The following is a 26,287-nucleotide window of genomic DNA, read 5'->3' as shown; positions in this document are numbered from 1 at the left end:
TCGTTTTACAAATAACAAATTTAGAAAAAATACGGCATAAAAAAAGTGCTAACGTAATTGTTAGCACTTTTTGCTTGGAGCCGATGGAGGGACTCGAACCCACGACCTGCTGATTACAAATCAGCTGCTCTAGCCAGCTGAGCTACATCGGCCTTTACCTCAAAAGCGTGGCAAATATAAAATGTTTTTTGAAACTGAAAAAAGAAATTTTTATTTTTTTTAAGCTTACTTTTCGCACGAATAAATCGGTATTGTAATTCAGGAGTTTAGAGCTTTTTTATTTTGTGAAGTATATAAAGTTTATAGACCTTTAACATGGTGTTGTAACAAGCTTTGCTATTTTTATTTCTTACCGAAATAGCAATGCTTTTTGGTGTTTCGGCGGCAATTTCTATGGATCCATTTGGGGTATAAATGATAAGCCTGTTGTTTATTTCTTCTTGAAAGTACAAATCAAATTCAAATACTAGCCAGTTTTTAAAACTATCGTAGTTTTTGAAGGTACAAGCTTCCGATAAATTAAGATGGTAAAACCTACTGTCATAAGCAAGATTAGGAACCATTGTTTCTTCTAATATTTTTTTGGCAACAAACATGAATCTGCTATACTTTAAAGAATATTTGTTTTTTAAACAGATATCTACTGAGTAAAACGTAGAAAGTAACTACCGTTACCGCATATAAGAAAGACGCTAATTGTACATCGCCTAAAAAATTGGTAAAAAAGGTATGATATAGCCAAGTATGAAGGTTTTCTGTTTCGTTTACTTTAATACTATAAAAAGATTTGGCAACGACCATCGACAAGAAATATACGGTAATTGCATTTCTACTAACATAGGTGAAAATCTTGCTAGGATTTATATTTTTAACGTCATTAAAATAATAGGCAATACTCAAAATGAAAAAAGCATATCCTGCGGTAACCAAAACGTAACTACTAGACCAAAATGTTTTATTGATTGGGAACCAGATATTCCATACGTATCCTAAAAGTAAGAGTGTAACTCCGAAAATAACGAGTATATACTCTTTTTTCATCTTGGTATTTCTCGTTAAAATAAGTCCTGCCAGTATTCCCAAAAGACAAGTAGCAACAGAAGGAATCGTACTCAATAACCCTTCTGGGTCATACAGTTCTTGCCACATGTGTTTTCCTAGAATCGTATAATCTATATAATTAGCCCAGTTGTTTAGGTTGTTGTCGTACGAAGGCATACTTCCATTTGGAAGTGCTACAAAACCCATGAGAAAAAAGTAGCCAAGCAACAATATTATGGTAGCGAGAACAATTGTTTTTTCTGAACTGTTTAAAAATAAAACAGAAGCAACTAAGAACACTAATCCAATTCGTTGCAATACACCTGGAATTCTAAATTCTTGTAAGTTTTCGAAAAAAGGAAAGATTGGCGTAAATATATTGATAAACAATCCTAAGCCAATCAATTTGGCACTGCGGATAACTATTTTCTTATAGGTACTTTTAGATGGTTTTTTATTTTGATAGGCTAAGGCTATCGATATGCCAACAATAAATAAGAAAAAAGGAAAAATTAAATCTGTCGGGGTGATACCATGCCATGAAGCATGTAGTAATGGAGGGTATACTTTACTCCAAGATCCAGGGTTGTTTACCAAGATCATGGCAATAATAGTAATACCTCTTAAAGTATCTACCGAAGCAATTCTTCCCATCTTCTTGTGTATTTAGTCTTTTTTAAGCCCTAATTTGTGGCCTGCTACTGCGTAATATAGTATTAAGGCATAACACGGAAATAAAATCCAGTAGCTAGAAGTTGAAGCGTTTGCAAGTGCTAAAGATTCTTCCATGCCTTCTTGCATAAGACTTACTTTTTGATGGTCTACTAAATATCCGTACAAAGGTGGAATAATCGCACCACCCGCAATTGCCATGATTAATAAGGCAGAAGCTGTTTTGGTGAATTTACCTAATCCTTTTAAGGTAAGTGGCCAAACAGCTGGCCATACTAATGCATTCGCGATACCCAAAGCTGCCACAAATAACACAGAAGTAAATCCGGTAGTGAAAATAATGCACGCCGTAAGGATAATTCCGAGAATAGCACTTATGCGTAAGGCTAATGCTTGGCTCAAGTATTTAGGAATAAGTACTACCCCTAAGGCGTAGGTTGCTACCATTGCCGATAAGGTAAACATAGTGAAGAACTTGGCATCTGCGCCTGGTATTCCTAAGGAAATTCCATAGGCTATTATCGTATCTCCCGCAATTACCTCTGCACCTACATACACAAATAAGGTAGCCACTCCTAACCATAAATGTGGAAAATGGAAAACACTTTTTTTATCGGCATTGTTCTCCATGGTCTTTTCATCCGATGCTGCCTCTACATGTGGTAAAGGAGCAAATCGAATTAAGATTCCTAAGAGAAATAAAACAACGGCCATTATTATATAAGGAGTAACAACGCTATCTGCCATGGTATTTAAAAGTGTTTCTTTTTCTGTACCACTTACGGTAGCTAACTTTTCTTTGATGCTATCGATTCCTGAAAGTAAGATTGCGCCAAAAATAACCGAACCTAAACCTCCTGCAACTTTATTCGCGATTCCCATAATGGCAATTCGTTTTGCAGCACTTTCAATAGGACCAAGGATGGTAATGTATGGGTTTGAGGCGGTTTGTAATAGCGTCATGCCCATTCCTTGTACGAAAATGCCTAAAAGAAAAACCCAATAAGTTCTTGCTCCTGCAGCTGGAATGAAAATTAATGCCCCAACAGCCATAATTAGCAATCCTAAAGACATCCCCTTTTTGTATCCTACTTTATTAATGACATAAGAGGAAGGTAACGCCATTACCACAAAAGAGATGTATGAGGCAGATGCTACTAGGTAAGATTGTGCATCCGTTAATTCATTTATTGTTTTCATAAATGGAATTAATGCACCATTAATCCAGGTAACAAATCCAAAGATGAAAAATAATCCTGCAATAATCATAATTGGCACCAACATGCTATTGCTGCTAGAAGTTTCTTTAGGTTTTTGCGACATAATTTTGTGTTAAGAAATTAAGTAATTTGGTATTGTAAGTTCTTGGTTTTAGAAAAAAACCGATGCCCAATATACTTAATTCAAAACAAAAGTGTCTTTAAATTTCTACTAGTAACGCATTTTTTAGTACCAACATATTAAAAAAGATGCTGAACATTAAAAAAGGAAGAATAACACTACTAAACTTGTGGTGTTTTAAGAATAATTTGTTTGGTGTTATTGATGTATTTTCTACCAATTGGAATTCTTTTGTTGTTGATTTCAACGGAATTTCCTTCCATAGAATTAACCTTATTAATAGAAATAGTGTAGGACCTGTGAATTCTAAGAAAGTTTTTTTCCGGTAACTCTTCGGTAATACTAGTAAGCGATTTGTGTACAATATGATTGTCTGTAAGTGTACATACCTTGATGTAGTCTTTCAAACTCTCTATGTATAGTATTTCATCGTACTTTACTTTCATTAGCTTTTTATCAACCTTCAGAAAAATATAAGATTCTTCACTTACCGATGCAGTATTTGCTTTTTGGTTAACGTGCATTTTTTGTGTAAGCTTATTGATGGATTTTAAAAACCTTGGAAAAGGAATTGGTTTTACCAGATAATCCAAAACATCCAAATCATAGCTGTCTGCGGCAAATTCACGATAGGCGGTCGTGATAATGACGTTTGGTTTTAATGACATATTTTTAAGAAAATCAAGCCCACTCATTTTGGGCATGTTAATGTCTAAAAATACGACGTCTACTTTTTCGTTTTCTAACGTCTGAATTGCTTCTAGAGGGTTATTAAAGGTATCTACAACGGTAATGTTTTGGAATTCTTGCAAATGATTTTGTATTACCTTTATTGCAAGCGGTTCATCATCAATTATTACACAATTAATTTTCACTGTTTTAGTTTTTTGTTAAAGGAATTTCTAAGTCAACTGCATGAACACTATTCGATTTAGAAATGTTTAGTTTGTACTTGTTCTCATAAATTAAATCAAGTCTACGTTTTGTGTTTGTATTCCCTATTCCCTTTTTTACACTAGTGATTTCTTTGGTTTCATAGCTGTTTTTAACCGTAAAAACTAGATTATTTTGTTTTGTCTTTTTAAATAGGATATAAATATAGAAATTATTACTGTTTCTATCGCCATGTTTAAAGCAATTTTCTACGAAAGATAAGAAAATTAATGGAGGAACTTTCGCTTTACTGATATCTCCATCGATAGCAATGTTAATTGTAGCATTTTTATGACATCGAAGCTGTTGCAGGTCTATGTAGTTTTGGATGTATTCAATTTCTTTTAAAAGTGAAACTTTTTGTTGTTTGATATCGTAGATTACATATTGCATGATCTCCGACAACTTCAATACTACTTCTGGTGCTTTTTTCGACTTTTCTAGAGTTAGGGCATATAAGTTATTTAGTGTATTAAAAAAGAAATGAGGTTGTATTTGTGTTTTTAAAAAGTTCAACTCACTTTTTAAGCGTTCTTTTTTTAAGGTTTCAATTCGGTCTTTTTGGTTTGCCCAATCAATGGTGAGTTTTATTGCCGTTGCTAGTGCTACCACATATAACTCTCCAAGAGTAACTGCGATAATGTGGTTAAATGTAAATGCTTCCTGAATTCCCTCTGCTTCTGGCCAAATATTTTTAGTTACAAGGAGGTAATTTAACCCTGTTCTGAAAATGTAAATTAGCAGGAGGCTGAAAGCTAAGGAGAGAATGTATTGTTTGTACTTTTTTAGTAGTAAAAATTTCGGAATAAGAATGTAGATATTAAAATATACAATTAGTATATGTAGTGGGAATTCCACTAAATTTGATTTTAGAGAATACCAATAATCGTCAAAATAACTTCCCCAACGGATTACATTAAATAAGAAATACCCCAACCAAAAGTAGATGTGGTACTTTGTTTTGATTGTTTTGTTATTTTGAACTATTTTACTGAAAATCAATATATTGTAAATTTATAATAAAAACTAAAAGTGGCAATTTATAAGTAATTTTTTGTTGCTCCAAAAATAAAAAAAAATAGGAATGTTAAATTTTTTAACATAGTCCGGTAATATGAGCTATTCATCCCGTTTTTTGTGTTGTTTAGATATAATTTTTTTTTCTTCTTTTGCAATACGCATAACTTTAAGGAAACAATTAATTAACTTATTCATGAAAAACATAAAATTTTATTACTGTTTTGTTTTTCTTTCTTATTGGTGCAATTCGCAAATGCCCAAGAAAGAACCATTTCTGGAGTGGTGACCTCTGCGTCAGACAATGGGCCGATACCCGGAGTTGGTATTTTAGTTAAAGGAACAGTTAGAGGAACAGAAACTGATTTTGATGGAAAATATCAAATTCAAGTTTCGGAAGGTGATGTACTACAGTTTTCTTATGTAGGGATGAAAACAAAAACGGTTACGGTATTAAACCAAACCACCATTAACGTTTCTCTTGAGGACGACAGCCTTTTAGATGAGGTAGTGGTAACTGCCTTAGGTATAAAAAAGACTCGTAAGTCATTAACGTATGCAGCACAAGATGTAAAAGCTGAAGAAATTAGTAGGGTTAAACAAACAAACCCAATTAATAGTTTATCCGGTAAGGTCTCTGGTTTAACAATTACGAGAAGTGCTTCTGGAGCTGGTGGTTCTGTAAAGGTGCTTCTAAGGGGTGTTGCCTCTTTTGGCAATAATCAGCCTTTGTATGTTATTGATGGAATTCCTTTAAATAATATATCTTCATCTCAACCAAGCGATACATTTGGAGAAATTAATGGAGGTAACCGTGATGGTGGAGATGCCTTATCATTGTTGAACCCAGATGACGTAGAGTCGCTTACCGTTCTTAAAGGTGCTTCGGCTTCTGCTTTATACGGTAGCGCTGGTTTGAATGGGGTTATTTTAATTACAACTAAAAAAGGAAAAGAAGGAAACTTTAAAGTGAATTTCTCTTCTAATCTTACCGTAGATAGTGCCGCGTATTACATGGATTTTAACGATACTGCACAAGCTAATGTAGATGATTTTTTTAGTACGGGAACCACCAATATTAACTCACTTTCTTTTTCAGGAGGTACGGAAAAAGCACAAACCTACTTTTCGTATAGTAATACTTTTTCCGAGGGTATATTGCCAACAAATAGCTTAAAGCAACATACTTTTAACATTAGAGAAACTGCTAAATTTTTTGAGGATAAATTAACGTTAAATGCCAGTGTCATAGGTACGGTACAAAGTATCCGAAACCGACCAGTTTCAGGATTGTATTTTAACCCTTTGGTTGGAGTATACGGTTTTCAATCGGATACAGAAAAATTATCGGATTACAGTGTGTTTGAAGAGTATGACTCGAATAGAAACCTAATGAAGCAACGATGGTTTAGACCTACTTATGATATAGAACAAAACCCGTATTGGATTTTAAATAGAAATACATCCGAAGACGAAAACAAGAAATTAGTAGCCTCTTTAAATCTTAAATTTAAAGTAAACGATTGGTTGTCGTTACAAACTAGAGGTACCTATGACCAGAGTTATGTAAATTTTGAAAAGAAAATATATGCCACAACAGAAGCTACTCTGGCACCGCTTAACGGTAGGTATATATTAAACGAAAATGACTATACACAAATGTATGGCGATCTTATCGCTAATATTAATACGAATTTAGGAGAGGATTTTTCAATCTCAGCCATAGTAGGGGTTAGTACACAGCGAAATACAGCAGAATTATTTGTTGCAGACTCTGGTACCAATGGGGACTTACAGTTTGCTAATGTGTTTGCTCTACAAAATTTTAATGGAAATGCTGCTACTACTTTTCAACAAAATTCTTTTGAATCTCGCACAAATTCTATTTTTTCTAGTGCTACTATCGGGTATAAAGACAAAATTTTCTTTGATATTACTGGAAGAAATGACTGGACTTCTACCTTACCTAAATCTAGTAATTCATTTTTCTACCCTTCTTTTGGTATAACAGGAATCTTAAGCGAAACCTTCAATGTTCCATTTGCTAAGGTAAGGGCTTCGTATGGTGAGGTAGGAAGTGGTGTTGGGACTGATACATATAGTCCGAACCGATCTATTCTTTTTGCAAATGGTATAAACCCCAATGATCCAATCAGACCATTACCCGGTACAATACCAAAACCTGAGAGACAACGTTCGTTTGAAATTGGTACGGAATGGAAATTTGATAACTTTGGTTTTGATATAGGATATTACTACACCAGTACTATTAATCAATATTTTTCATTTGGAATACCAGATTCTTTAGTTCGAGGTATTGGATTGGCTGGGCTAAATGCTGGTGACATTACTAATTCCGGTATAGAAGCTTCCGTGTATTTTAAGCCTATTAGATCTGAAAATTTCAGATGGACTACCATGTTTAACTTTGCTACTAATAAAAATGAAGTTAAATCCTTAACTACTGAAAATTTAATTGAAGGGGTAGAGGAATCTTTTTTTGAAATTAGTCCTGCAGGGGTAAATACTTTTGGAGCTTATTTGGTAGAAGGTGGTGCTTTTGGAGATATTTATGTACAAGAATTAGTTAGGGATGATAATGGTGTGCCGATATATGATAATGATAGTTTCATTATAAAAACAGATGACAGTAATGACATTGCTTTGACAAAAGTAGGTAATCCAAATCCTGACTGGACTTTAGGATGGAGTAACTCTTTCCAATATAAAAACCTATCTTTAGATTTCTTAATTGACGGGAAATTTGGCGGAGAGACGGTAAGTATGACCGAAGCTGTTGTGGAAGGATTTAGTAACAATTCTGCTAGAGAAACTGCTAATCGAGATGTAACTGTAGTTGATTTAAATGGTAATACATCTACTTTGTCTGCACAGGAGTATTATGGCGCAGTTGGAGGAAGAAACGGTTTTTTAGGAGAGTATGTGTATAGTGCCACCAATGTAAGATTAGCTGAGCTTGCCTTAGGATACAGTTTTAATCTTGGAGAAAATTCATTCTTTAAGATGGCAAAAGCCTCTTTAGTTGGGTCTAATCTATTCTTTTTCTACAAAGATGCACCACACGATCCTAACGTGTCTTTGAGTACAGGTAATGCATTACAAGGAGTAGATATCTTAGGTTTACCATCTACAAGAAGCTTGGGATTAAATATTAATTTAACATTTTAAAAATTTCACGATGAGAAATATTAAAAAATATATTCCTTTGGTTGTAGCTAGTATGTTTCTAATTGGTTGCAGCGACTTGGAGCAATACAATGTAAATGATAGAAATATCACACAAGAGCAGCTAGAGATAGATTTTCAACATGTAGGTTCGAGATACAAACCTATTTTTCAAAATATCTACCAGTATAATCCAGCATGGTCGTACCAATTGCAACAAAATTTGAATGCGGATGTCTATTCAGGTTACATGACCAATCCAAGGCCTTTCATTGCAGGAGCAAATAATACGACTTATAATTTAGTTAGCGGATGGAATAACTTTATATGGTCAGTTCCTTATCAAAACGTAATGAATAACGTAGATTTTATATCTGAAAACACAAAAGAAGACTATCCAACCTTATATGGAGTTAATTTAATTCTTAAAGTAGCAGCAATGCATAGGGTTACGGATGTTTTTGGTCCTATAATTTATCAGTATTATGCTGATTTAGATAATCCAGCAGTGTATGATGATCAACAAACTGTTTACAATAAATTTTTTGAAGAGTTAGATGTTGCAGTTGCTAATTTGACAGCCGATTTAGATAGTCAAAGATTTACTGCGTATGATTTGGCCTACGGAGGCGAGTATACCAATTGGGTAAAATTAGCGAATTCATTGCGTTTACGCCTGGCGATACGTATCTCTAAAGTGGATGCGGCTAAAGCTAAAATGGAAGGAGAAAAGGCACTAAGCCAATCTGTAGGGCTAATGGTATCAAATGAAGATGGTTTCTTTATTAATGGAGGCTTGGATCACCCATTAGCTACGATTGATAATTCATGGGGAGATATTCGAATGAATGCCTCTATGGAGTCTATTTTAGTAGGGTACAATGACCCTCGTACTGAAAAGTATTTTGATGCGCCAACGGGTGTTACTGGCTCTGTTAAAGGTGTTCGTGGTGGACTACCATTGTTAGATGGGTACGATGATGAATTGGCGCAAAAAGCAGATTATATCGGTTTTTCTGCTATTAATGATGCTATTCATACACCAAGAGTGCAGTTAATGACTGCGGCAGAGGTAGCTTTCTTAAAAGCAGAAGCTGCTTTACGCGGTTGGGCAGGAGCAGGTGATGCACAGGCAAATTACGAAGAAGGCATTTCTTTATCTTTCCAACAACACGGTGCGAGCGGTGTATCAGATTATATTGCAGACAATACTTCAACACCAGCAGATTATGTAGACCCAGTGAATGCGAGCAATAATATTGCTGCAATGACAGATGTTACTATTGCTTGGAATGCAGGCGGGACCAACGAGGAGAAATTAGAGAAAATCATTACCCAAAAATGGTTGGCTATGTTCCCAGAAGGGCAAGAAGCCTGGAGTGAATACCGAAGAACAGGATATCCTAAGATTTTCCCTGTAGTAAGCAACCAAAGTGGTGGTACAATTGATACCGATATCCAGATTAGAAGAATTCCTTTTGTAGATAGTGAAAATGCTACAAATTCTTCTAATGTTCAAAAAGCAATAACGCTATTAGGTGGTCCTGATAACGGAGGAACAAGACTTTGGTGGGATACTGGAGCCTCAAACTTTTAATTTCATGAAGTTTATTTAACTTGTAATAATCGAGAGTGATGTTCCGTCATTCTCGATTGTTTTTAGTAGTTCTTTTAAAGCGTTTAGTCGAAAAAAATAGAGATAAAATTGCTTCGGATTTATATTTACATATGCAATTCATTTTAAGGTATTGAAAATATGACTATGTCAAAATTTAAAGAAATAAAATATCAACCAATAGGGCAGTTTGAGGAGACTCGTTTTGAAAAAAATCACAACGTTATCTTTAATAATTCTCTAATAGCCTCTAAAATTGTAGCTTCTGAAATTGCGGATTTAATTCGAGATAAAGCTAAAAATAACCAACAATGTGTGTTGGGTCTTGCAACTGGGTCTTCTCCTATAAAAGTATACGAAGAACTGGTGCGCATGCACAGAGAAGAAGGTTTGAGTTTTGCCAATGTAGTTACGTTTAACTTGGATGAGTATTGGCCTATGCAGCCAGAAGATATTCAAAGTTACCATTACTTCATGCACGATCATTTGTTTAATCATATTGATATTTTGCCAGAGAATGTTCACGTTCCCGACGGGACAATTCTACCACAGGATGTCTACCAATATTGTGTCGATTACGAATTAAAGATAAAGGAAGCAGGAGGCTTAGATTTTCAATTATTGGGAATTGGCCGAACAGGGCATATTGGTTTTAACGAACCTGGTTCTCATTTTAATTCTAGTACGCGAAGTATTACCTTAGACCATATTACTCGTGAAGATGCTGCTTCTAGTTTTTTAGGTATCGATAATGTTCCTAAAAAAGCCATTACTATGGGTATTAGTACCATCAAAAAGGCGAAACGAGTTGTTTTACTTGCATGGGGTGAAGGAAAAGCTCCAATAGTACAACGTACCATTGAGGGAGAAATTTCTGCACAGGTTCCTGCTACGTATTTACAGGATCACCAAAACGCAACTTTTGTTTTAGATAGAGAAGCTGCAAGTGCATTAACAAGAATTAAAACCCCGTGGTTAGTTACTTCTTGTGTGTGGACGCATGAATTAAAAAAGAATGCTATTTTTTGGTTGAGTGAAAAGGTTTGTAAGCCTATTTTAAAACTAACGGACAAAGATTACAACGAATATGGTATGGCAAGTCTTTTGGTAGAAGAAGGAAGTGCTTACGAGTTGAATATAAAAATGTTTAACGAGTTACAACATACGATTACTGGATGGCCTGGAGGAAAGCCAAATGCCGACGATTCCAATCGTCCGGAACGAGCGACACCAGAAAAGAAACGCGTTATTATTTTTAGTCCGCATCCAGACGATGATGTTATTTCTATGGGAGGTACTTTTGATCGTTTGGTAGAGCAAGGTCATGAAGTACACATAGCGTACCAAACTTCTGGAAATATTGCCGTTTCCGATGATAATGCGTTGCGTTATGCAGAGGTTTCTAAAACTTTAGCACCAAATTCAGATCTCACCGATACGATTATTGCTTCCATTCTTGCAAAGGAACCCAATGAAATTGATACAGATGAAGTTCGAAAACTCAAAGGGCAAATTCGTAAAGCGGAATCTTTAGGAGCAACCAGATATTTAGGTGTTCCGGATGAAAATGTTCATTTCTTGAATCTACCGTTTTATGAAACTGGTAGAGTTAAAAAAGACAATTTATCCAAAATGGATATCGATATTATGTCGGAGCTTATTGCGTCTGTTAAGCCGCATCAAATTTATGCTGCTGGTGATTTGGCAGATCCTCACGGTACACACAAAGTATGCTTGGATGCCGTTTTTGAGGCTTTAAAAGCTTTAAAGACCGAATCTTATATGAAAGATTGTTGGGTTTGGTTGTATCGAGGTGCTTGGTTTGAATGGCAACCGCATGAAATAGACATGGCGGTTCCTATGAGTCCTGATCAGGTTTTGAAAAAGCGTCATGCTATTTTCTACCACCAATCGCAAAAGGATAATGTAATGTTCCAAGGGAATGATGCAAGAGAGTTTTGGGTTCGTGCAGAGGATAGAAATCGACTTACTGCAGAAAAGTACCGTAGTTTAGGAATGGCAGAATATGCTGCAATTGAGGCTTTTAAGCGCTATTACTTCTAGGGATGAGAAGCTGTTTCTTGTGTGTTTTAGTGTTTTCTCTGTGTTTTTCTTGTGTTGAAAAAACAAAAAAACAAACTATTGTTGGCTCTTGGGAATTACTGTCTGCCCGTATTTATAAAGGAGATTCTAGTTATTCTTCGGTTCATGCAAATGAAAAATTAATTAAAATTTTTAATAGAACACATTTTGCATTCCTGCGGCATGATGTGCATAAAGGAAAAGATTCCCTACCTGTTTTTGTAGCAGGTGGAGGGGAATATACTTTTGAAAATGGTACCTATACCGAATATGTTGAATTTCTCAATTACCGAGAATGGGAAGGTAAAGTTTTCGAATTTAACGCAACTATAGCCAACGACACACTTACGATTTCTGGGATAGAAAAAATAGAAGAATTAGGTGTCGACCACAAAATTATTGAGGTCTATAAAAGGCTTTAAAGATGTAAGATTATGATGAATACAAACATTCTTAAAATACTAACTGTTTTCTTTGTATGCTTTTTTGTAAAGCTACAAGGCCAAGATACAACCTTAGAAGGCCTAAATTTAATGCCTTGGCCTAAAGAAATAGTAAAAAATAATAATAAAGTAACTATTGCAAATGATTTTACGGTTACGTACAATAAATCTTCTGAACGCTTATTAAAGGCTTCGACTAAATTTATTAGAAATATATCTAATTCAACAGGGGTTTTTCTTACGAATGGATTTCCTATTGCTTACACCAAAGACGCTACCGTTCGTATTACTTTTGATACGGTTGCGGAATTGGGTTTACAGGTAGATGAGTCATACACGTTATCGGTTGAAAACTCAAAAGTTTTAATTACGGCCAAAACGGATTTAGGAGCTATGCATGCCTTGCAAACGTTATTACAGTTGGTAAGTTTCGATAAAAATTCTTTCTACATTCCGGGAGTTGCTATTAAAGATAACCCTCGTTTTGTTTGGAGAGGTTTAATGATTGATGTTTCACGACATTTTCATCCGATCGATGTGTTAAAAAGAAATTTGGATGCGATGTCTTTTATGAAGATGAATGTTTTTCATTGGCATCTTTCCGATGATCAAGGATATCGCGTGCAGTCTGATGTTTTTCCAAAACTACACGAAGCGGCTTCCGATGGCTTGTTTTATACCCATGACCAAATTAAAGAGGTCGTAGCCTATGCGAACAATTTAGGAATTAGAGTAGTTCCTGAGATTGACGTTCCCGGACATGCAACTGCGATACTAACGGCCTATCCAGAGTTAGGAAGCAAAGCGGGATATACGTATAACATCGAACGTAATTCTGGTATTTTTCATCCAACATTGAACCCTATCAATCCAAAAGTGTATGACTTTTTGGATACTCTTTTTGGGGAACTTGCTCCCTTATTCCCGGATGCTTATTTCCATATTGGAGGTGATGAAAATGCAGGTAAACATTGGATCAAAATAAGGAGATTCAAAAGTTTATGAAAAAAGAAGGAATCGAAAACAACCATGAGCTGCAGACGTATTTTAATATTAAACTTCAAAAAATATTAAGTAAATATGGTAAAAAGTTAATGGGTTGGGACGAAATCATGACCAAAAACATGCCAAAAACAGCTGTTATTCACTCTTGGAGGGGTGTTAATGAAGGTTTTGAAAAAGGAACTTTAATTAAAGCAGTTAAAGAAGGGTATAATGCGGTTTTGTCTAACGATTATTATATCGATCGAATGCAGTCCGTAAACCATCATTACCTTTATGATCCCACAGGAGGAGAGTCTTTAACCAGCGAGGAAAAGAAACGTGTTTTAGGAGGTGAAGTTACGATGTGGTCAGAATTGGTTACGCCATTAACTATTGATTCGAGAATATGGCCTAGAACTGCTGCAATCGCTGAGCGATTTTGGTCTCCTGAAGAGGTTATCGATATTGCTAGCATGCGTATTAGGTTAGAACCAATTAGTATGCAGTTAGAGGAATTTGGAATTACCCATTACAGAAACAGGGATGTCATCTTACGAAATATAGCAAAGTCAGGAGATATCAGTTCGTTGCTACTTTTGACGAAAATATACGAACCGCTAAAAATTTATACTAGAAATAAAGGAGGTACAGAATACCAAACCTTTTCTCCTTTTACACTTTTTGCAGACGCTTGTTCTTCGGATGCCTCCGATGCCTATTTGTTCAATAAATTAGCAGAAACATTTACAACTGCACCAAACAAAGAAACCAAAGAGAAATTATTACAGTATTTTAACGCTTGGATAAACGGTTATCAGAACTTTAGCGCTATTCCACAAAATCCAATAGTTTCCAATATTACAGAGCACTACAAAACCCTAGAGCAGCTATCATTACTTTATGTAGAGATGCTTTCTAAAGGAACTATTTCAACAAAAAATGTACAACAAGTGGAAGCTTATTTAGACGTATTGAAAGAGCCTCTTGTAGATACCGAATTAGTTATTGTTCCTGGCCTCGAACGTCTAATTGCTAAAGCCAAATAATTATTGATATTTCGCTACTAATGGCTGTTGCGAACGATATTGTATCTTTTTAAAGAGCGAAATAATTACAATGCTAAGCTTTTGTCTTTGTATCGCTGTTCTTTTAATGTGTGTAAATATTATTCAAGATAGAGGTGTATTGATTTAATTTTAACCCTAACGTTTTGTATTCAAAAATATAGTTATAAAAAATCATGATTTTAATTGCCGATAGTGGATCCACAAAATGTGACTGGATTCTTTTAAAAAAGGAAGATAAAAGTATTGTAACACGAATTCGAACCAAAGGTGTCAATCCTTCGGTTCTTAAAAAGAAAAATATCGATTCTATTCTTGATGACTGTAAGGAAATGCTCCATTATAAAGATGCTGTTTCTTCTATATACTTTTTTGGAGCAGGCTGTAACAACAAGAAAGGGGAACAAAAGATTGAAAGTGCTTTTCAAGGTTTTTTCCCTAACGTGTCTTCGATGATTATTCAAGAAGACCTAATGCTAGCGGTTTTCGCGGCTTCCAAAGATCCTTCTGTGGTTTGTATTTTAGGAACAGGATCGAATTGTTGTTACTACAACGGAGATTCCGTGGAGCAGCGGGTTAAAGCAATGGGGTATATTTTAATGGACGAGGGAAGTGGTAACCATTTAGGGAAGGAAGTATTAAAGAGTTATTATTACAGAGAACTTCCAGAGGATCTTAAATTTTCTCTTGAAAAGGAATTTAATTTGCATGACGATAAAGTTCTTGGGAAGCTATATGGTTCCAAATTACCCAATAGGTATTTGGCAAAATATGCCCGATTTTTGTTTGAGAATTTAGAACATCCTTTTGCAAAAAAAATTGTTACCGGGTGTATTTCTGAATTTATTGACAGGCAACTACTACAATACAAAAATGAATTGGAAGCTGTACCTTTATATTTTATAGGTTCAATTGGGTATCATGCTAGAGATATCATAACATCAGAATTAGCCAAAAGAGGGTTGCAGTCTCCCGAAAACTTTATTAGAAGACCTTTAACTGCCTTTATTGAGACTCTTAAAGAGGATGTTGCTTTTTTAGATAATGTCGTGCGATAATTATTTAAAAATAATCGATTAGTCTCGTTTATTTTTGGAATAGATTTCTTTTGAAGAAAGAGTCGGGATGAAAGGATTCGAACCTTCGATCTCTGGTCCCCCAGACCAGCACTTTAACCGGACTAAGCTACATCCCGATGGGGCAAAACTAAAAAAATCTAGGAATATTCCTAGATTTTTTACAAATAAATATTTTAAAAGAACAGTAATTGATTTTACTGATGCTCATAAGTAAGGTTTAGTTTTTATTAGATAGGTTTAGGCGGTTAATGGTTTTCCTTTTAAACGTTTGTCGATACGTTGTTTTACTACGGTTAAACGTTTCATGATGTCCATTAAATTGGTGTCTTTGGTTTTTTTATAAACCTCGTTAATTTCAAGGATAAGTGCCTTTGCTTCTCTTGAGGCCAGGATCCTATCACTAGTGGTAACAAATTTGAATTTTCTGTGTTCAAATTCTTCCGCTTTACTAATTAATTCTAAATTCATATAATTCTCCTTTCTTATTTTTTTAATCTTCTAATTCCATGCAGTACATCGAAAAATTTTTCTTATTGTGAAGATGATTCACAAACGTCTGTTTTTGTATTATATGTGCCAAAAACGGGGTCAAATATAGCTTAATTTGAATGTTATTGTGTTAAAAAACAATCAAAATATATTATTTACTTATAAATTTAATTAATTAACGATTGAATATTTCGTTAAAATAATTGAAATTCTAAACGTGTTGTACTCAAATATAACAAACGTTTTAATTTTTATCAAGTAAATACCAGTTTTTTTAGTGCTAAAAGTAATATTTATTGTAGGTTATTTTCTATTGCAAGTTTAAATTTAAGATTTTGGTTTTCTTTGTATGTAAGTTTTTTGTGTGGCGTATTTATTTGTATTCTATATTTGTATTTATCAAAATTTGTAAATGAAGTTTTTAAATATTTTACTGTTTATAATTCTTTTTGTTTCTTGTGATACCTCAAGAGGAAAAAGAAAAGTACTCGGTGCTAGTGATTTTCAAATTGCAATAAATGCTGAGTTTAAGGATGCCAGCACCTCACCATTGTTAAAAAAAGATCTCAAAAAATTTACAACCCTAGACTTTTTTCCAATTCAGCCTAAGTATAAAGTAACTGCTATACTAACTAAAACCCCTGATGCACCCTTGTATTATTTTCCCACAACTACCAAAAGAACTGTGGTATATGAAAAATATGGGATTGTAACCTTTCGTATTGATAATCAGAGTTTCTCTTTAGTTATCTATAGAGATAAAGCTGTAAGTGCCACCTCTAAAAATAAATTATTTTTACCGTTTTAGATGCATCTAATGGTGTTTCAACTTACCAAGGAGGAAGGTATGTTGACGTTTTAGTAAGCGATACAACTCCTTCGGGTACTGTAGAAATAGATTTTAATACTGCGTATAATCCATATTGTGCCTATAATGACTTGTATTCTTGTCCTATTCCTCCAAAAGAAAATTACATTGCTACAGAAATTTTAGCAGGAGTAAAAGATTTTAAAAAACAACAATAATCTAAGTTATTTCGATGGCGGAGTTAGGCCTTCTTGAATATCTTGTGCGATAGCTTTTTCAAGTTTATTTATATGCTTTGCTCTAACTTTCCTTTTGGTTTCTGCATGTGCACGACCATTTAATTTACCAAACAAACCAGCTATTTTAATCGCCGTTGGGAGTAGCTGTTCTTCCGGCACAGTTTTATCGAGGAATCCTGCTGAAATTGCTTCTTTTGGAGAAAATATTTCTGCATTGTTCACACATCTTTCGACGTATACTGGTGCTAACCTAGCTTCTGCGATTGCAATACCAGCGTTATGCATGGTCATCCCTATCATGACTTCATTTAATCCTATTTTAAAATCTCCTGAAACACCAAGTCGATAGTCTGCAGACAACAAAAGAAAGGCACCTTTCGCGATAGCATGGCCGTTACAGGCAATAATTATGGGTAATGGAAACGAGAGCATTCGCAAAGAAAGTGTAGAGCCTTTGGTTACTAATTCTAAGGCAGATGCTGGAGATTTAGTCATACTAGCTAAGTCGTACCCTGCAGAAAATATACCCTTTTGTCCGGTTATAATAACGGGTTTTCCAGCTTTCTCGACCTTGTCTAAACAGTGGTTTAATTCCGTAACTACATCGTGAGATATAGCGTTTGCCTTACCATTTTGTAAAGAAAGAAGTACGTAATTTTCTTCTTCTTTGTAGTGTATCAATGCATTCATATTATAATATTTTTGTTAGATATATACCGCCAAAAACTGCCAAGAATCCAATAATAAAACTTGCCACGGTATAAATTGCAAAACTCATAAAATCTCCAGACTTTAAGAAAACGTGATTTTCGTATGCAAAGGAAGAAAAAGTAGTAAAACCTCCACAAAATCCAGTGGCTAGTAATAAGGTATGATTTTGTGTTAGAGATTCACTTTTTGCTGCAAACCCAAGAATAATACCTATCAATAAACTTCCTAAGATATTAGCAGCAAAAGTCCCATAAGGAATTCCTGTCTTCGAGTTATTTAATAATTTGCCCAATACATACCGTAATATGCTACCTGTTCCGCCTCCTACAAATATCAAAAATAATTGTTTCATTATTGTATTAAGGTTTAGTATTAAAGGCTCACATCCTCTGCGTCTGTCCAATTCCATTTACCCGAAATAACACCTTTATGAACTGTCATTACTCCTGGGTTGGCACGAATGGCAGTTTTTATAGCCTTTTCATCACAACTTCCGAAGGTATACGGTAAATTATACTCTTTTTTGAATTTGTTTAACGCTTCAAAATTTTGCTCGTAAATTACATCAGCCATCATGATATCGGAGGTTAAAACATAGATGCTATATCCTTTATTTTTTGCAGTACTAGCAATTTTAGATACCGCATGTAAACCCTCTTTGCTAGCTTTATTTATTGTAGTCATGAAAACCAAAAGTGCTTTTTCTTTTTGTAACATTTCCTCCAATTTATCTCCGTCTACCGTTCCAATTTCAAAATCGTGAATAGGAGGTGCTTCATCGCTGTTTTCTTGGTACTCCATACCCTCAGCGATATTGGTTCCAACGGCATAAGCTCTAAAATCAATAATTGGTAAATGGGTTAAAACATAATACACTATTCCTAAGGAAATAAATACAGAACCATAGGTTGCAATACTTGCGAATTTTACAGAGAATATCGGTTTTATATATTTGAGACCAAGAATTAGAACAACAATGAATATCATGAAAACGATATTTTTGTAGAAGGTTTCTCCCGGAGTTAGTTTAATTGCATCTCCGAAGCATCCACAATCGGTCACTTTATTGTAGGTATACGAATACCAGGTTAGGAAAAGAAAAATAGTATTGAGCCCAAATAAACTCCAAACGGTTAATTTTGGTTTGTATCCCACAAGAAGCATAACCCCCAGTGCTAACTCTACGACAATTAACAGCACAGAAAAGGGTAAAGCGAACGGAATTAAAAACTCTAAGTTAAGCACATCTTCGTTGAAATATTCCTCAAATTTATACTGCGAACCAATGGGGTCTATCAGTTTTACAAAACCAGAATAAATAAATAATAAGCCAACTAGTAGTCTTGAAATATGCGTTACATTTTTTAAAAACATAAAAAAGGGGTGTTTTAGAATTAATTAATGGGTAGATTCTTGATGATGTATAAGTGCAAATACCGCATAATTAATCATATCTTGGTAATTTGCATCTATGCCTTCAGAAACGATCGTTTTTCCTTGGTTGTCTTCAATTTGTTTAACCCGCAATAGTTTTTGTAAAATTAAGTCTGTAAGAGATGAAACCCGCATTTCTCTCCATGCTTCACCATAATCGTGATTTTTGTTTTCCATTAATTCTTTGGTTGTACTAATGTGTTTGTCGTAGAAAGTTGTAGCTTCCTCGGTGGAAAGATCTGGTTGTTCTACGACGCCCAGCTCTAATTGAATTAGGGCCATTATTGCATAGTTGATAATACCAATAAATTCAGACTTTTCTCCTTCATTTACCTTTCGTACTTCATTTTCTTGTAATTGCCTAATTCGTTGTGCTTTAATAAAAATCTGATCGGTTAGCGACGGCAATCGTAAAATTCGCCATGCACTTCCGTAATCTGACATTTTTTTAACGAATAACTTCTACAAGTATGAATGACAGAATCGTATTGCGTTGAGGTATTTTCCATTGGTAATTTTATGAAATAATAAGGTAAAAATAACAATTCAATTAGGTTTTCCTTTATTTTTACTAAATATTTTAGTTAGATATTTTATGAAAGGTAAAAGTATAGTTGTTTTTTGTGGCTCCAGTAAAGGCTATAATTCGGTATATGGGGAAGCGGCAGTTGCACTAGGTAAATATTTTGTGACACATAATATACAGTTGGTTTTTGGCGGTGGAAAAGTAGGTTTAATGGGAGTTCTAGCAGATACTATGTTGGCTGAAAAAGGAAAAGTTGTTGGCGTTATTCCGGATCTATTAAAGGTAGAAGAAGTTGTTCATGACGGACTGTCTGAAATTATTGTAACCAAAACCATGAGCGAGAGAAAAGTAGTAATGAGTAAAATTGTAGATGCATACATAACCTTGCCAGGTGGCTTTGGAACCTTAGATGAAATATTTGAAGTATTAACATTACAACAGCTTCAAATTGAGCAAAAACCAGTAGGACTTTTAAATGTCAATGGTTTTTTTAACCCTTTGCTAAGACAATTAGATCTAATGGTTACAGAAGGGTTTTTAAAACCAGAAAGTAGAGCCCTGGTACTTACAGAAGAAACTGTAGCTGGCCTAATGAAAAAGATTAATTCGTATAAGAGCCCAAATAAGGTAAATATTATAAATAAAGTAGTTCGATAAATGACGATTAATTGTAACGGTAATTTAATTGATTTGAGCACACCCAAGGTAATGGGGGTTTTAAATATAACGCCAGATTCTTTTTACGATGGAGGTAGCTATAAAAGTGCAAAGCAAATACTGCAACAAACCGAAAAAATGCTGCGAGAAGGAGCTACATTTATTGATGTAGGAGGATATTCCTCTCGTCCTGGAGCGTCTTTTGTCTCCGAGGAGCAAGAATTACAACGAGTTGTTCCTGTAGTGAAATTAATAGCGGATGAGTTTTCAAATACGGTACTATCCGTAGATACATTTAGAAGTAAAGTAGCTTCTGAAACGGTTGGCGTAGGAGCATCTATAATTAATGATATTTCAGGTGGGAATATGGATGAAAATATGTTCTCTACCGTTTCCCATCTTAAGGTTCCTTATATTTTGATGCACATGAAAGGAACACCACAAAACATGCAAATAAATCCAACGTATACCAATGTTGTTACAGAACTGATTTCTTTTTTTTCTACACAAATCGAAAAGTTATCGAAACTTCAAGTTGCCGATGTAATTATCGATGTAGGATTCGGTTTTGGAAAAACAATTCCCCATAATTTTGAACTTCTAAGAAAACTACACTTATTTAAAAATCTAGAGGTACCTATTTTGGCTGGTCTTTCTAGAAAATCGATGCTGTATAAAACCCTAGACATTACAGCAGCAGAGGCATTAAATGCCACCAGTGTTGCCAATACTGTGGCAGTGCTTAATGGGGCTAATATTTTACGTGTACATGATGTTAAGGAAGCTGTGGAAGTTGTAACTTTATATAACCAGTTGTAAAATTGGATTGAAAAAATGAACCGCAAAATATTTTTAAGAAAAATATCTATTGTCCTGTTAGGTCTAGGAGTTTTTTCGGAGTCGTATACTTGGCAGATAGAATCATTTTGGTTGAAGTTTGTTTCTAAAAATGAGTACATTTACACAAATACCTGATTTTGCATGGATTTTAGTTTTATTGATTTTTCTTTTCTTGATGTATTGGATATTATACTTGTAGCTGCCTTGCTATACTACATTTATAAGTTGTTAAAAGGAACTGTTGCCATCAATATTTTTATTGGAATTGCATTTATATTTATCATTTGGAAAATCACACAAGCATTGCATATGGAGATGTTAAGTGGGATTTTAGGATATTTACTTTCCGGAGGTGTCATTGCCTTAATAATTGTATTTCAGCAAGAAATAAGAAAGTTCTTGTTAATGATAGGGACTACTAATTTTTCTGCACGTAGCGGCTTTTTAAACCAGTTGAAATTTTTGAAATCTGAAATAACTTCGGAAATGGATACGGAAACAATCATTAATTCTTGCTTGCAATTATCTAAAACCAAAACAGGAGCATTAATTGTCATTGAGAGAACAAATAACTTAGATTTTTTAGTAAATACGGGAGATGCCATGAACGCTTTATTAAATCAGGCAATAATTCAAAGTATATTTTATAAAAATAGCCCTTTGCACGACGGAGCAACTATTATTCGCGATAATTACATTATTGCCACTCGTGTTATTTTACCTATTTCCGATAATACACAGATTCCCTCAAGATTTGGGTTACGACATCGCGCTGCAATTGGAGTTACTGAAAAGACGGATGCTATTTGTTTATGTGTCTCTGAGGAAACCGGAGAGATTTCGTATATCAAAGATGGCGGTTTTGTTTTGTATGAATCTACCGATGCCCTGCTGAAAAGGGTTCAAGAAGATACAATGGCATAAAAAAGAGTCTCTAAGGAGAGACTCTTTGTAAAATTTTTTTGTGAAAATTATTTGGCAGGTGCCATTTTTGCTTGAATTTCACTCATTACTTGATTGAATTTTTTAGCAGTTTCCTCATCTAAATTCTTAACAATTTCGCTTCCTTTTTTAGATAATTCTACACCTTTTTTAGCAAGATCAGTATTTTTTACAACATCTCCTTTTGCTTCGATATAATCACTAGCGTATGCTGAGTACTCTTTTAAATATGTATCCACTTCTTCGTTGTCAAAACTTGGAATCGTAATGCCTTCTATGGCAGATTCTACAGCCTCAGCTGTTTTATCAGCAGCTTCTTTAACGGCCTCACTTGTAGCTTCAGCAGCATCAGTAGTTACTTCTTTTACTGTTTCAACGGCTTCTTTTGTTTCTTCTTTTGCATTTTTACAAGAAGTTGCTAATAAAGAGCTAGCTACCACTAAAGATAAAACTAGTTTTTCATGTTTTTCAAAAATTAATAGTTAATAAAAACAAATGTAATACTTTGGCAGATATTAACAAATTTTATCATACAATTTCCTTGCTGAATTGTTTGTCATGAAGATTCTTGTAGAATCCGTTTTCTTTTTTAAGTAATTCTTTATGACTTCCTTTTTCAACGATAGTACCCTTGTCCATAACAATAATGGTATCCGCTTTTTGAATTGTAGCAAGTCTATGCGCAATAATAATGGAAGTTCTATCTTTAGTTATTTGGTCTGTTGCATACTGAATCATTTGCTCGGCATGCGAATCTACAGAAGAGGTGGCCTCGTCTAAAATAAGAATACTCGGTTTACTAACATAGGCTCTTAAAAAGGCAATTAATTGTCTTTGCCCAGAGGAGAGCATAGCACCTCTTTCTTTAACATTATAATCATATCCATTAGGAAGTGTCATTATAAAGTCGTGAATTCCGATTTGTTGGGCAGCTTTTTTTACTTCCTCCTCAGTAATATCAGTATTGTTTAAAGTAATATTATTTAAGATACTGTCTGAAAATAGAAAGACATCTTGCAGTACTATTGCTACTTTTTTTCGAAGCGAATTGACATTATACTCAGATACTTCAACATCGTCTACCGTAATAGTACCACTATCAATTTCGTAGAATCTACTAATTAGATTGATAATCGTTGACTTTCCTGCTCCGGTTGCGCCAACGATAGCAACAGTTTCTCCTTTTTCTACGGAAAAGTTAATTCCTTTCAATACTTCGTCTCCCTTGATGTAGCTAAAATGAACATCTTCAAAAGAAATTTTTCCTTTTATAGTATCTGCTTCCTTATTACCATGCTTAGTTATGGAACTTTCTGTATCAATTATTGCAAAAACTCTTTCACCAGAAACAATACCCATTTGTAGTTGGTTAAATTTATCGGCAATCTGTCGAAGAGGACGAAAAAGCATTTGTGCCATTTTTATAAAACCGATAATAGTAGCCAATTCAATACTGTTGCCTTCCACGACCATAAGACCACCAAACCAAACAATTAATCCAATAGCAATAGAGGACAATATTTCAGCAATTGGAAAAAATATCGAGTAGTACCAAACAGTTTTAATATGTGCTTTTTTATGTTTGTCGTTGATGCTAATAAAATTCTCATATTCAATTTTTTCACGGTTAAAAAGTTGTACGATTTTCATACCTGTAACTCTTTCCTGAATAAAACCATTGAGGTTCGCTACTTGATTTCTTACATCTTGAAATGTTGCTTTAATGGCAATTTGAAAAAGTTTCGTTGCATAGATTAAAATCGGTAAAACAGCTAATGCAATTAATGCCAACTTCCAATTAATGACGAACATTAAAACAGTAACAATAAGCATTTTTAAAATATCACTAACAATCATAAAAACACCCTGCGTAAAAAAAGCAGCAATAGTTTCAATATCAGAAACAACTCTTGTTACTAGTTTACCAACAGAATTGTTATCGAAATACCCCATTTTGAAATCTAGTATTTTTCGAAATGTTTTTGCTCTTAAATCCTTAATGATGTGCTGACCAACCCAGTTTGCATAATAAATAAATAAAAATTGTAGTAGAACTTGTGCAAGTAATACCACAAAAAGTAGTATAATATTATTAAAAAGATTGTTTAGACTTTTAGTTTCTGTAAAATTATCTATGGTATAAATTAATATGTACGGGTCTGCTGCTGCAGTAATTGCTAACAAAATTGTTGAAACTATAGCTATCCCAAACTTTAGTCTATACTTTTTTGCAAAACTCATTAGTCTTGAAAAAATTTTTATGTCAAATGCTTTTCCTGATTTTGTACTCACTATAAATATGTATATGCTACGTTTGTTAAAAATAAACCTTTCGCAGGTACCGAAGCTCCAGCATTGCTTCTATTTTTACTTTCTATTATTTCTCTAAATTTCACCAAGCTAATTTTTCCTAGACCAACATCTAATAAGGTACCTACAATGGCTCTAACCATATTTCTTAAAAATCGGTCTGCTGTAATATAAAAAATAAGAGAGTCTTGGTCAAGTTTCCACTCTGCCTTTTTCACAGAGCATATAAAGGTATGTACGTCTGTTTTTACTTTTGAAAAGCATTGGAAATCTTTGTATTCATACAGTATTTTTGCCGCTTCATTCATCATGTGGAAATTAATATTTTTATACTGAATTTGCCAGGTTGTATCTAACATAAATGGATTTCTTCCAAGCCAGATTCGATACTCATAACTTCTACTGGTTGCGTCAAAACGAGCATGGGCTTCATCAGAAACTAAGAATACATCCCGAATTACAATATCATTTGGTAAAATTGCATTTAACTTATAACAAAAGTCTTTGGGTAATGCATTTGGAATATCAAAATGGGCAAACATTTGTATGGCATGAACTCCGGTATCTGTTCTCCCTGCGCCTACAACGGAAACCTCTTTTTGTAAAATAGTGGATATTCCACTGTTGATTTTTTCCTGAATGGTAATGGCATTCGGTTGTATTTGCCAACCATGATAATTTTTTCCGTTATATGAAAATTCAATAAAATATCTCAAGAAATTGAAATTTAGAATGCTAAATTATGGATTTTTATTCATTGCTTAGATAATATAATTATTGTTTTATTTATTTGAAGAGTGTATCGTTTCTTTAATTAAAATACTTTCTTGATATTTTATCAAAACCTATCACAGAAAATCACAGTCATTTATATGGTTTTAGATTTTAGTATTGTTCTACGTTTTACATTTTATAAACTTTTGTTAATCGGTATTTCTTGTATTCTTGGTAACTCATATATACTAGACAATATCTCCCATATGTCTTCTCCTTTAAGGTAAACTCGCAACACTACATGCGAGTTTATTTATTTGGTATACGATCTGTTTTGGTTATTACTTTATGATGAAGTGTCCTTTTTTTTATGGTTTCATTTTGCTAGTGCTTTAAAAAATGTTGTTTTTTCCCAAATAGCTAAAAAGTATTCCAAATAAAGGCTCAAGTAAACCTTTGTTTAGTTATGGCTTTATTGTTTGAAGTATTTTTAACGTATAAGACAATACCCCCCGTAAGTCTTCCTCTTATACAAAACTCGTAACGCTCGTTACGAGTTTGTTTTTTTACCAGGGCTGTTTTTGAAAGCATATTGGAATCCCTATAAACCTTTGTTAATGGAACTAGTATTTATTTTCGGTATCTTTAAATTTATAAGACAACAATCCCCCCGTAAGTCTTCCCCTTAAAGGTAAACTCGCAATACTACATGCGAGTTTATTTTTTATTATACCTATATATGTTATGGTGATTACTTTAATAAAGACGAACCTTTTTTACTAGTTTTATTTCGCTATCACCTTAATAATATGTGGTTTTTTCCTAAATAGCAAAAAAGTATTCCAAATGAATCTTCAGATAAACCTTTGTTAATTAGTGTTCTCTGTATTCTTAGTAACTTAGATATATAAGACAACAATCCCCCATAAGTCTTCCCCTTAAAGGTAAACTCGCAATACTACATGCGAGTTTATTTTTTATTATACTATCTGTTTTGGTAATTACTTTAAGATGGAGTATCCTTTTTACTTGTTTTATTTTGCTAGTGCTTTAAAAATATTTTGATTTTTCCTAAGTAGCAAAAAAGTATTCCAAATGGGACTTCAGATAAACTTTTGTTAATTGGTATTGTATATATTCCTTGTAACTTAGCTATATAA

Annotated in this window: 20 protein-coding genes, 2 tRNA genes and 3 pseudogenes; 10 read left to right on the top strand and 15 right to left on the bottom strand. The window is 34.1% G+C overall.

The genetic code is table 11. The features are described 5' to 3' along the window. Window positions 1-75: 75 nt before the first annotated feature. The 6 genes from BSU00_RS08670 to BSU00_RS08645 form a co-directional block, all read right to left on the bottom strand. Window positions 76-152, bottom strand: a tRNA-Thr gene (locus tag BSU00_RS08670). Between the two features lie 114 nt (window positions 153-266). Continuing rightward, window positions 267-563 (bottom strand): hypothetical protein, encoded by a 297-nt coding sequence (locus tag BSU00_RS08665; RefSeq protein WP_146104830.1) that lies wholly within the window; start codon window positions 561-563, stop codon window positions 267-269. 40 nt (window positions 564-603) lie between these two features. Further along, window positions 604-1,695 (bottom strand): acyltransferase family protein, encoded by a 1,092-nt coding sequence (locus BSU00_RS08660; protein WP_105004021.1) that lies wholly within the window; start codon window positions 1,693-1,695, stop codon window positions 604-606. Between the two features lie 12 nt (window positions 1,696-1,707). Beyond that, a complete protein-coding gene (locus BSU00_RS08655; RefSeq protein WP_199176778.1) occupies window positions 1,708-3,036 on the bottom strand; it encodes a sugar MFS transporter in 1,329 nt (442 codons plus the stop codon). A 179-nt stretch (window positions 3,037-3,215) separates the two neighbouring features. Continuing rightward, window positions 3,216-3,929: a LytTR family DNA-binding domain-containing protein gene (locus BSU00_RS08650; RefSeq protein ID WP_105004020.1), complete on the bottom strand. Its 714-nt coding sequence runs from the start codon at window positions 3,927-3,929 to the stop codon at window positions 3,216-3,218. Between the two features lie 4 nt (window positions 3,930-3,933). Continuing rightward, window positions 3,934-4,989, bottom strand: coding sequence for a sensor histidine kinase (locus BSU00_RS08645; RefSeq protein WP_233188674.1), 1,056 nt, complete (start codon window positions 4,987-4,989; stop codon window positions 3,934-3,936). A 258-nt stretch (window positions 4,990-5,247) separates the two neighbouring features. On the opposite strand from BSU00_RS08645, the gene BSU00_RS08640 reads away from it, so the two are divergent. From BSU00_RS08640 to BSU00_RS08615, 6 genes and pseudogenes are all read left to right on the top strand, one after another. After that, window positions 5,248-8,193 carry a TonB-dependent receptor domain-containing protein gene (locus BSU00_RS08640; RefSeq protein WP_233188673.1) on the top strand — a complete coding sequence of 982 codons (2,946 nt, stop codon included), beginning with the start codon at window positions 5,248-5,250 and terminating at the stop codon, window positions 8,191-8,193. Window positions 8,194-8,203: 10 nt separating this feature from the next. Further along, window positions 8,204-9,787 (top strand): RagB/SusD family nutrient uptake outer membrane protein, encoded by a 1,584-nt coding sequence (locus BSU00_RS08635; protein WP_105004018.1) that lies wholly within the window; start codon window positions 8,204-8,206, stop codon window positions 9,785-9,787. A 165-nt stretch (window positions 9,788-9,952) separates the two neighbouring features. Beyond that, window positions 9,953-11,869: a glucosamine-6-phosphate deaminase gene (gene nagB, locus BSU00_RS08630; RefSeq protein WP_105004222.1), complete on the top strand. Its 1,917-nt coding sequence runs from the start codon at window positions 9,953-9,955 to the stop codon at window positions 11,867-11,869. A 2-nt stretch (window positions 11,870-11,871) separates the two neighbouring features. Next, entirely contained in the window at window positions 11,872-12,309 is a 438-nt protein-coding gene (locus BSU00_RS08625; protein ID WP_105004017.1) for a hypothetical protein, read from the top strand. A 12-nt stretch (window positions 12,310-12,321) separates the two neighbouring features. Next, window positions 12,322-14,360: pseudogene (locus BSU00_RS14060) on the top strand (beta-N-acetylhexosaminidase). Between the two features lie 194 nt (window positions 14,361-14,554). Next, window positions 14,555-15,436, top strand: coding sequence for a BadF/BadG/BcrA/BcrD ATPase family protein (locus BSU00_RS08615; protein ID WP_105004016.1), 882 nt, complete (start codon window positions 14,555-14,557; stop codon window positions 15,434-15,436). Between the two features lie 62 nt (window positions 15,437-15,498). Here the strand turns inward: BSU00_RS08615 and BSU00_RS08610 are convergent. After that, window positions 15,499-15,573: transfer RNA gene (locus tag BSU00_RS08610), tRNA-Pro, on the bottom strand. A 121-nt stretch (window positions 15,574-15,694) separates the two neighbouring features. Next, on the bottom strand, window positions 15,695-15,925 hold the full coding sequence (locus tag BSU00_RS08605) for a hypothetical protein (RefSeq protein WP_105004015.1): 231 nt from the start codon (window positions 15,923-15,925) through the stop codon (window positions 15,695-15,697). A gap of 433 nt (window positions 15,926-16,358) precedes the next feature. Here BSU00_RS08605 and BSU00_RS14055 point away from each other — a divergent pair. Beyond that, window positions 16,359-16,972, top strand: a pseudogene (locus BSU00_RS14055) (DUF1684 domain-containing protein). Between the two features lie 6 nt (window positions 16,973-16,978). Here BSU00_RS14055 and BSU00_RS08595 read toward each other — a convergent pair. The 4 genes and pseudogenes from BSU00_RS08595 to BSU00_RS08580 all read right to left on the bottom strand — a co-directional run bounded on the left by BSU00_RS08595 (window position 16,979) and on the right by BSU00_RS08580 (window position 19,647). After that, entirely contained in the window at window positions 16,979-17,683 is a 705-nt protein-coding gene (locus BSU00_RS08595; protein WP_105004014.1) for a crotonase/enoyl-CoA hydratase family protein, read from the bottom strand. A gap of 1 nt (window position 17,684) precedes the next feature. Beyond that, window positions 17,685-18,056, bottom strand: a complete 372-nt coding sequence (gene crcB / locus BSU00_RS08590) for a fluoride efflux transporter CrcB (protein ID WP_105004013.1) — start codon at window positions 18,054-18,056, stop codon at window positions 17,685-17,687. A 20-nt stretch (window positions 18,057-18,076) separates the two neighbouring features. Next, a complete protein-coding gene (locus tag BSU00_RS08585; RefSeq protein ID WP_105004012.1) occupies window positions 18,077-19,078 on the bottom strand; it encodes a DoxX family protein in 1,002 nt (333 codons plus the stop codon). A gap of 24 nt (window positions 19,079-19,102) precedes the next feature. Beyond that, window positions 19,103-19,647 (bottom strand): annotated as a pseudogene (locus BSU00_RS08580) (DUF1599 domain-containing protein). An 86-nt stretch (window positions 19,648-19,733) separates the two neighbouring features. Between BSU00_RS08580 and BSU00_RS08575 the strand changes: the two are divergent. From BSU00_RS08575 to cdaA, 3 genes are all read left to right on the top strand, one after another. Then, window positions 19,734-20,321, top strand: a complete 588-nt coding sequence (locus BSU00_RS08575) for a TIGR00730 family Rossman fold protein (RefSeq protein ID WP_105004011.1) — start codon at window positions 19,734-19,736, stop codon at window positions 20,319-20,321. Beyond that, complete coding sequence (gene folP, locus BSU00_RS08570; RefSeq protein WP_105004010.1) at window positions 20,322-21,140, top strand: dihydropteroate synthase; 819 nt, start codon at window positions 20,322-20,324, stop codon at window positions 21,138-21,140. Window positions 21,141-21,302: 162 nt separating this feature from the next. Continuing rightward, window positions 21,303-22,085: a diadenylate cyclase CdaA gene (gene cdaA / locus BSU00_RS08565; RefSeq protein WP_105004009.1), complete on the top strand. Its 783-nt coding sequence runs from the start codon at window positions 21,303-21,305 to the stop codon at window positions 22,083-22,085. Window positions 22,086-22,132: 47 nt separating this feature from the next. Here cdaA and BSU00_RS08560 read toward each other — a convergent pair whose 3' ends face one another. From BSU00_RS08560 to truA, 3 genes are all read right to left on the bottom strand, one after another. Continuing rightward, window positions 22,133-22,543 carry a hypothetical protein gene (locus BSU00_RS08560; RefSeq protein WP_105004008.1) on the bottom strand — a complete coding sequence of 137 codons (411 nt, stop codon included), beginning with the start codon at window positions 22,541-22,543 and terminating at the stop codon, window positions 22,133-22,135. A gap of 88 nt (window positions 22,544-22,631) precedes the next feature. After that, window positions 22,632-24,395 carry an ABC transporter ATP-binding protein gene (locus BSU00_RS08555; protein ID WP_105004007.1) on the bottom strand — a complete coding sequence of 588 codons (1,764 nt, stop codon included), beginning with the start codon at window positions 24,393-24,395 and terminating at the stop codon, window positions 22,632-22,634. Then, window positions 24,395-25,129, bottom strand: coding sequence for a tRNA pseudouridine(38-40) synthase TruA (gene truA / locus BSU00_RS08550; protein WP_105004006.1), 735 nt, complete (start codon window positions 25,127-25,129; stop codon window positions 24,395-24,397). The genes BSU00_RS08555 and truA overlap by 1 nt, the downstream gene beginning before the upstream one ends. Window positions 25,130-26,287: the final 1,158 nt, after the last annotated feature.

This window comes from Tenacibaculum sp. SG-28 (assembly GCF_002954385.1).
Lineage (GTDB): Bacteria > Bacteroidota > Bacteroidia > Flavobacteriales > Flavobacteriaceae > Polaribacter.
The sequence above is the reverse complement of the archived record's forward strand: the minus strand, read 5'-3'. Positions and strand labels throughout refer to the sequence as shown.

Coding starts and splice junctions, on each gene's coding strand:
- BSU00_RS08665 (WP_146104830.1), bottom strand. CDS start 563: ATGGTTCCTAATCTTGCTTATGACAGTAGGTTTTACCATCTTAATTTA.
- BSU00_RS08660 (WP_105004021.1), bottom strand. CDS start 1,695: ATGGGAAGAATTGCTTCGGTAGATACTTTAAGAGGTATTACTATTATT.
- BSU00_RS08655 (WP_199176778.1), bottom strand. CDS start 3,036: ATGTCGCAAAAACCTAAAGAAACTTCTAGCAGCAATAGCATGTTGGTG.
- BSU00_RS08635 (WP_105004018.1), top strand. CDS start 8,204: ATGAGAAATATTAAAAAATATATTCCTTTGGTTGTAGCTAGTATGTTT.
- nagB (WP_105004222.1), top strand. CDS start 9,953: ATGTCAAAATTTAAAGAAATAAAATATCAACCAATAGGGCAGTTTGAG.
- BSU00_RS08625 (WP_105004017.1), top strand. CDS start 11,872: ATGAGAAGCTGTTTCTTGTGTGTTTTAGTGTTTTCTCTGTGTTTTTCT.
- BSU00_RS08615 (WP_105004016.1), top strand. CDS start 14,555: ATGATTTTAATTGCCGATAGTGGATCCACAAAATGTGACTGGATTCTT.
- BSU00_RS08605 (WP_105004015.1), bottom strand. CDS start 15,925: ATGAATTTAGAATTAATTAGTAAAGCGGAAGAATTTGAACACAGAAAA.
- BSU00_RS08595 (WP_105004014.1), bottom strand. CDS start 17,683: ATGAATGCATTGATACACTACAAAGAAGAAGAAAATTACGTACTTCTT.
- crcB (WP_105004013.1), bottom strand. CDS start 18,056: ATGAAACAATTATTTTTGATATTTGTAGGAGGCGGAACAGGTAGCATA.
- BSU00_RS08585 (WP_105004012.1), bottom strand. CDS start 19,078: ATGTTTTTAAAAAATGTAACGCATATTTCAAGACTACTAGTTGGCTTA.
- BSU00_RS08575 (WP_105004011.1), top strand. CDS start 19,734: ATGAAAGGTAAAAGTATAGTTGTTTTTTGTGGCTCCAGTAAAGGCTAT.
- folP (WP_105004010.1), top strand. CDS start 20,322: ATGACGATTAATTGTAACGGTAATTTAATTGATTTGAGCACACCCAAG.
- cdaA (WP_105004009.1), top strand. CDS start 21,303: ATGGATTTTAGTTTTATTGATTTTTCTTTTCTTGATGTATTGGATATT.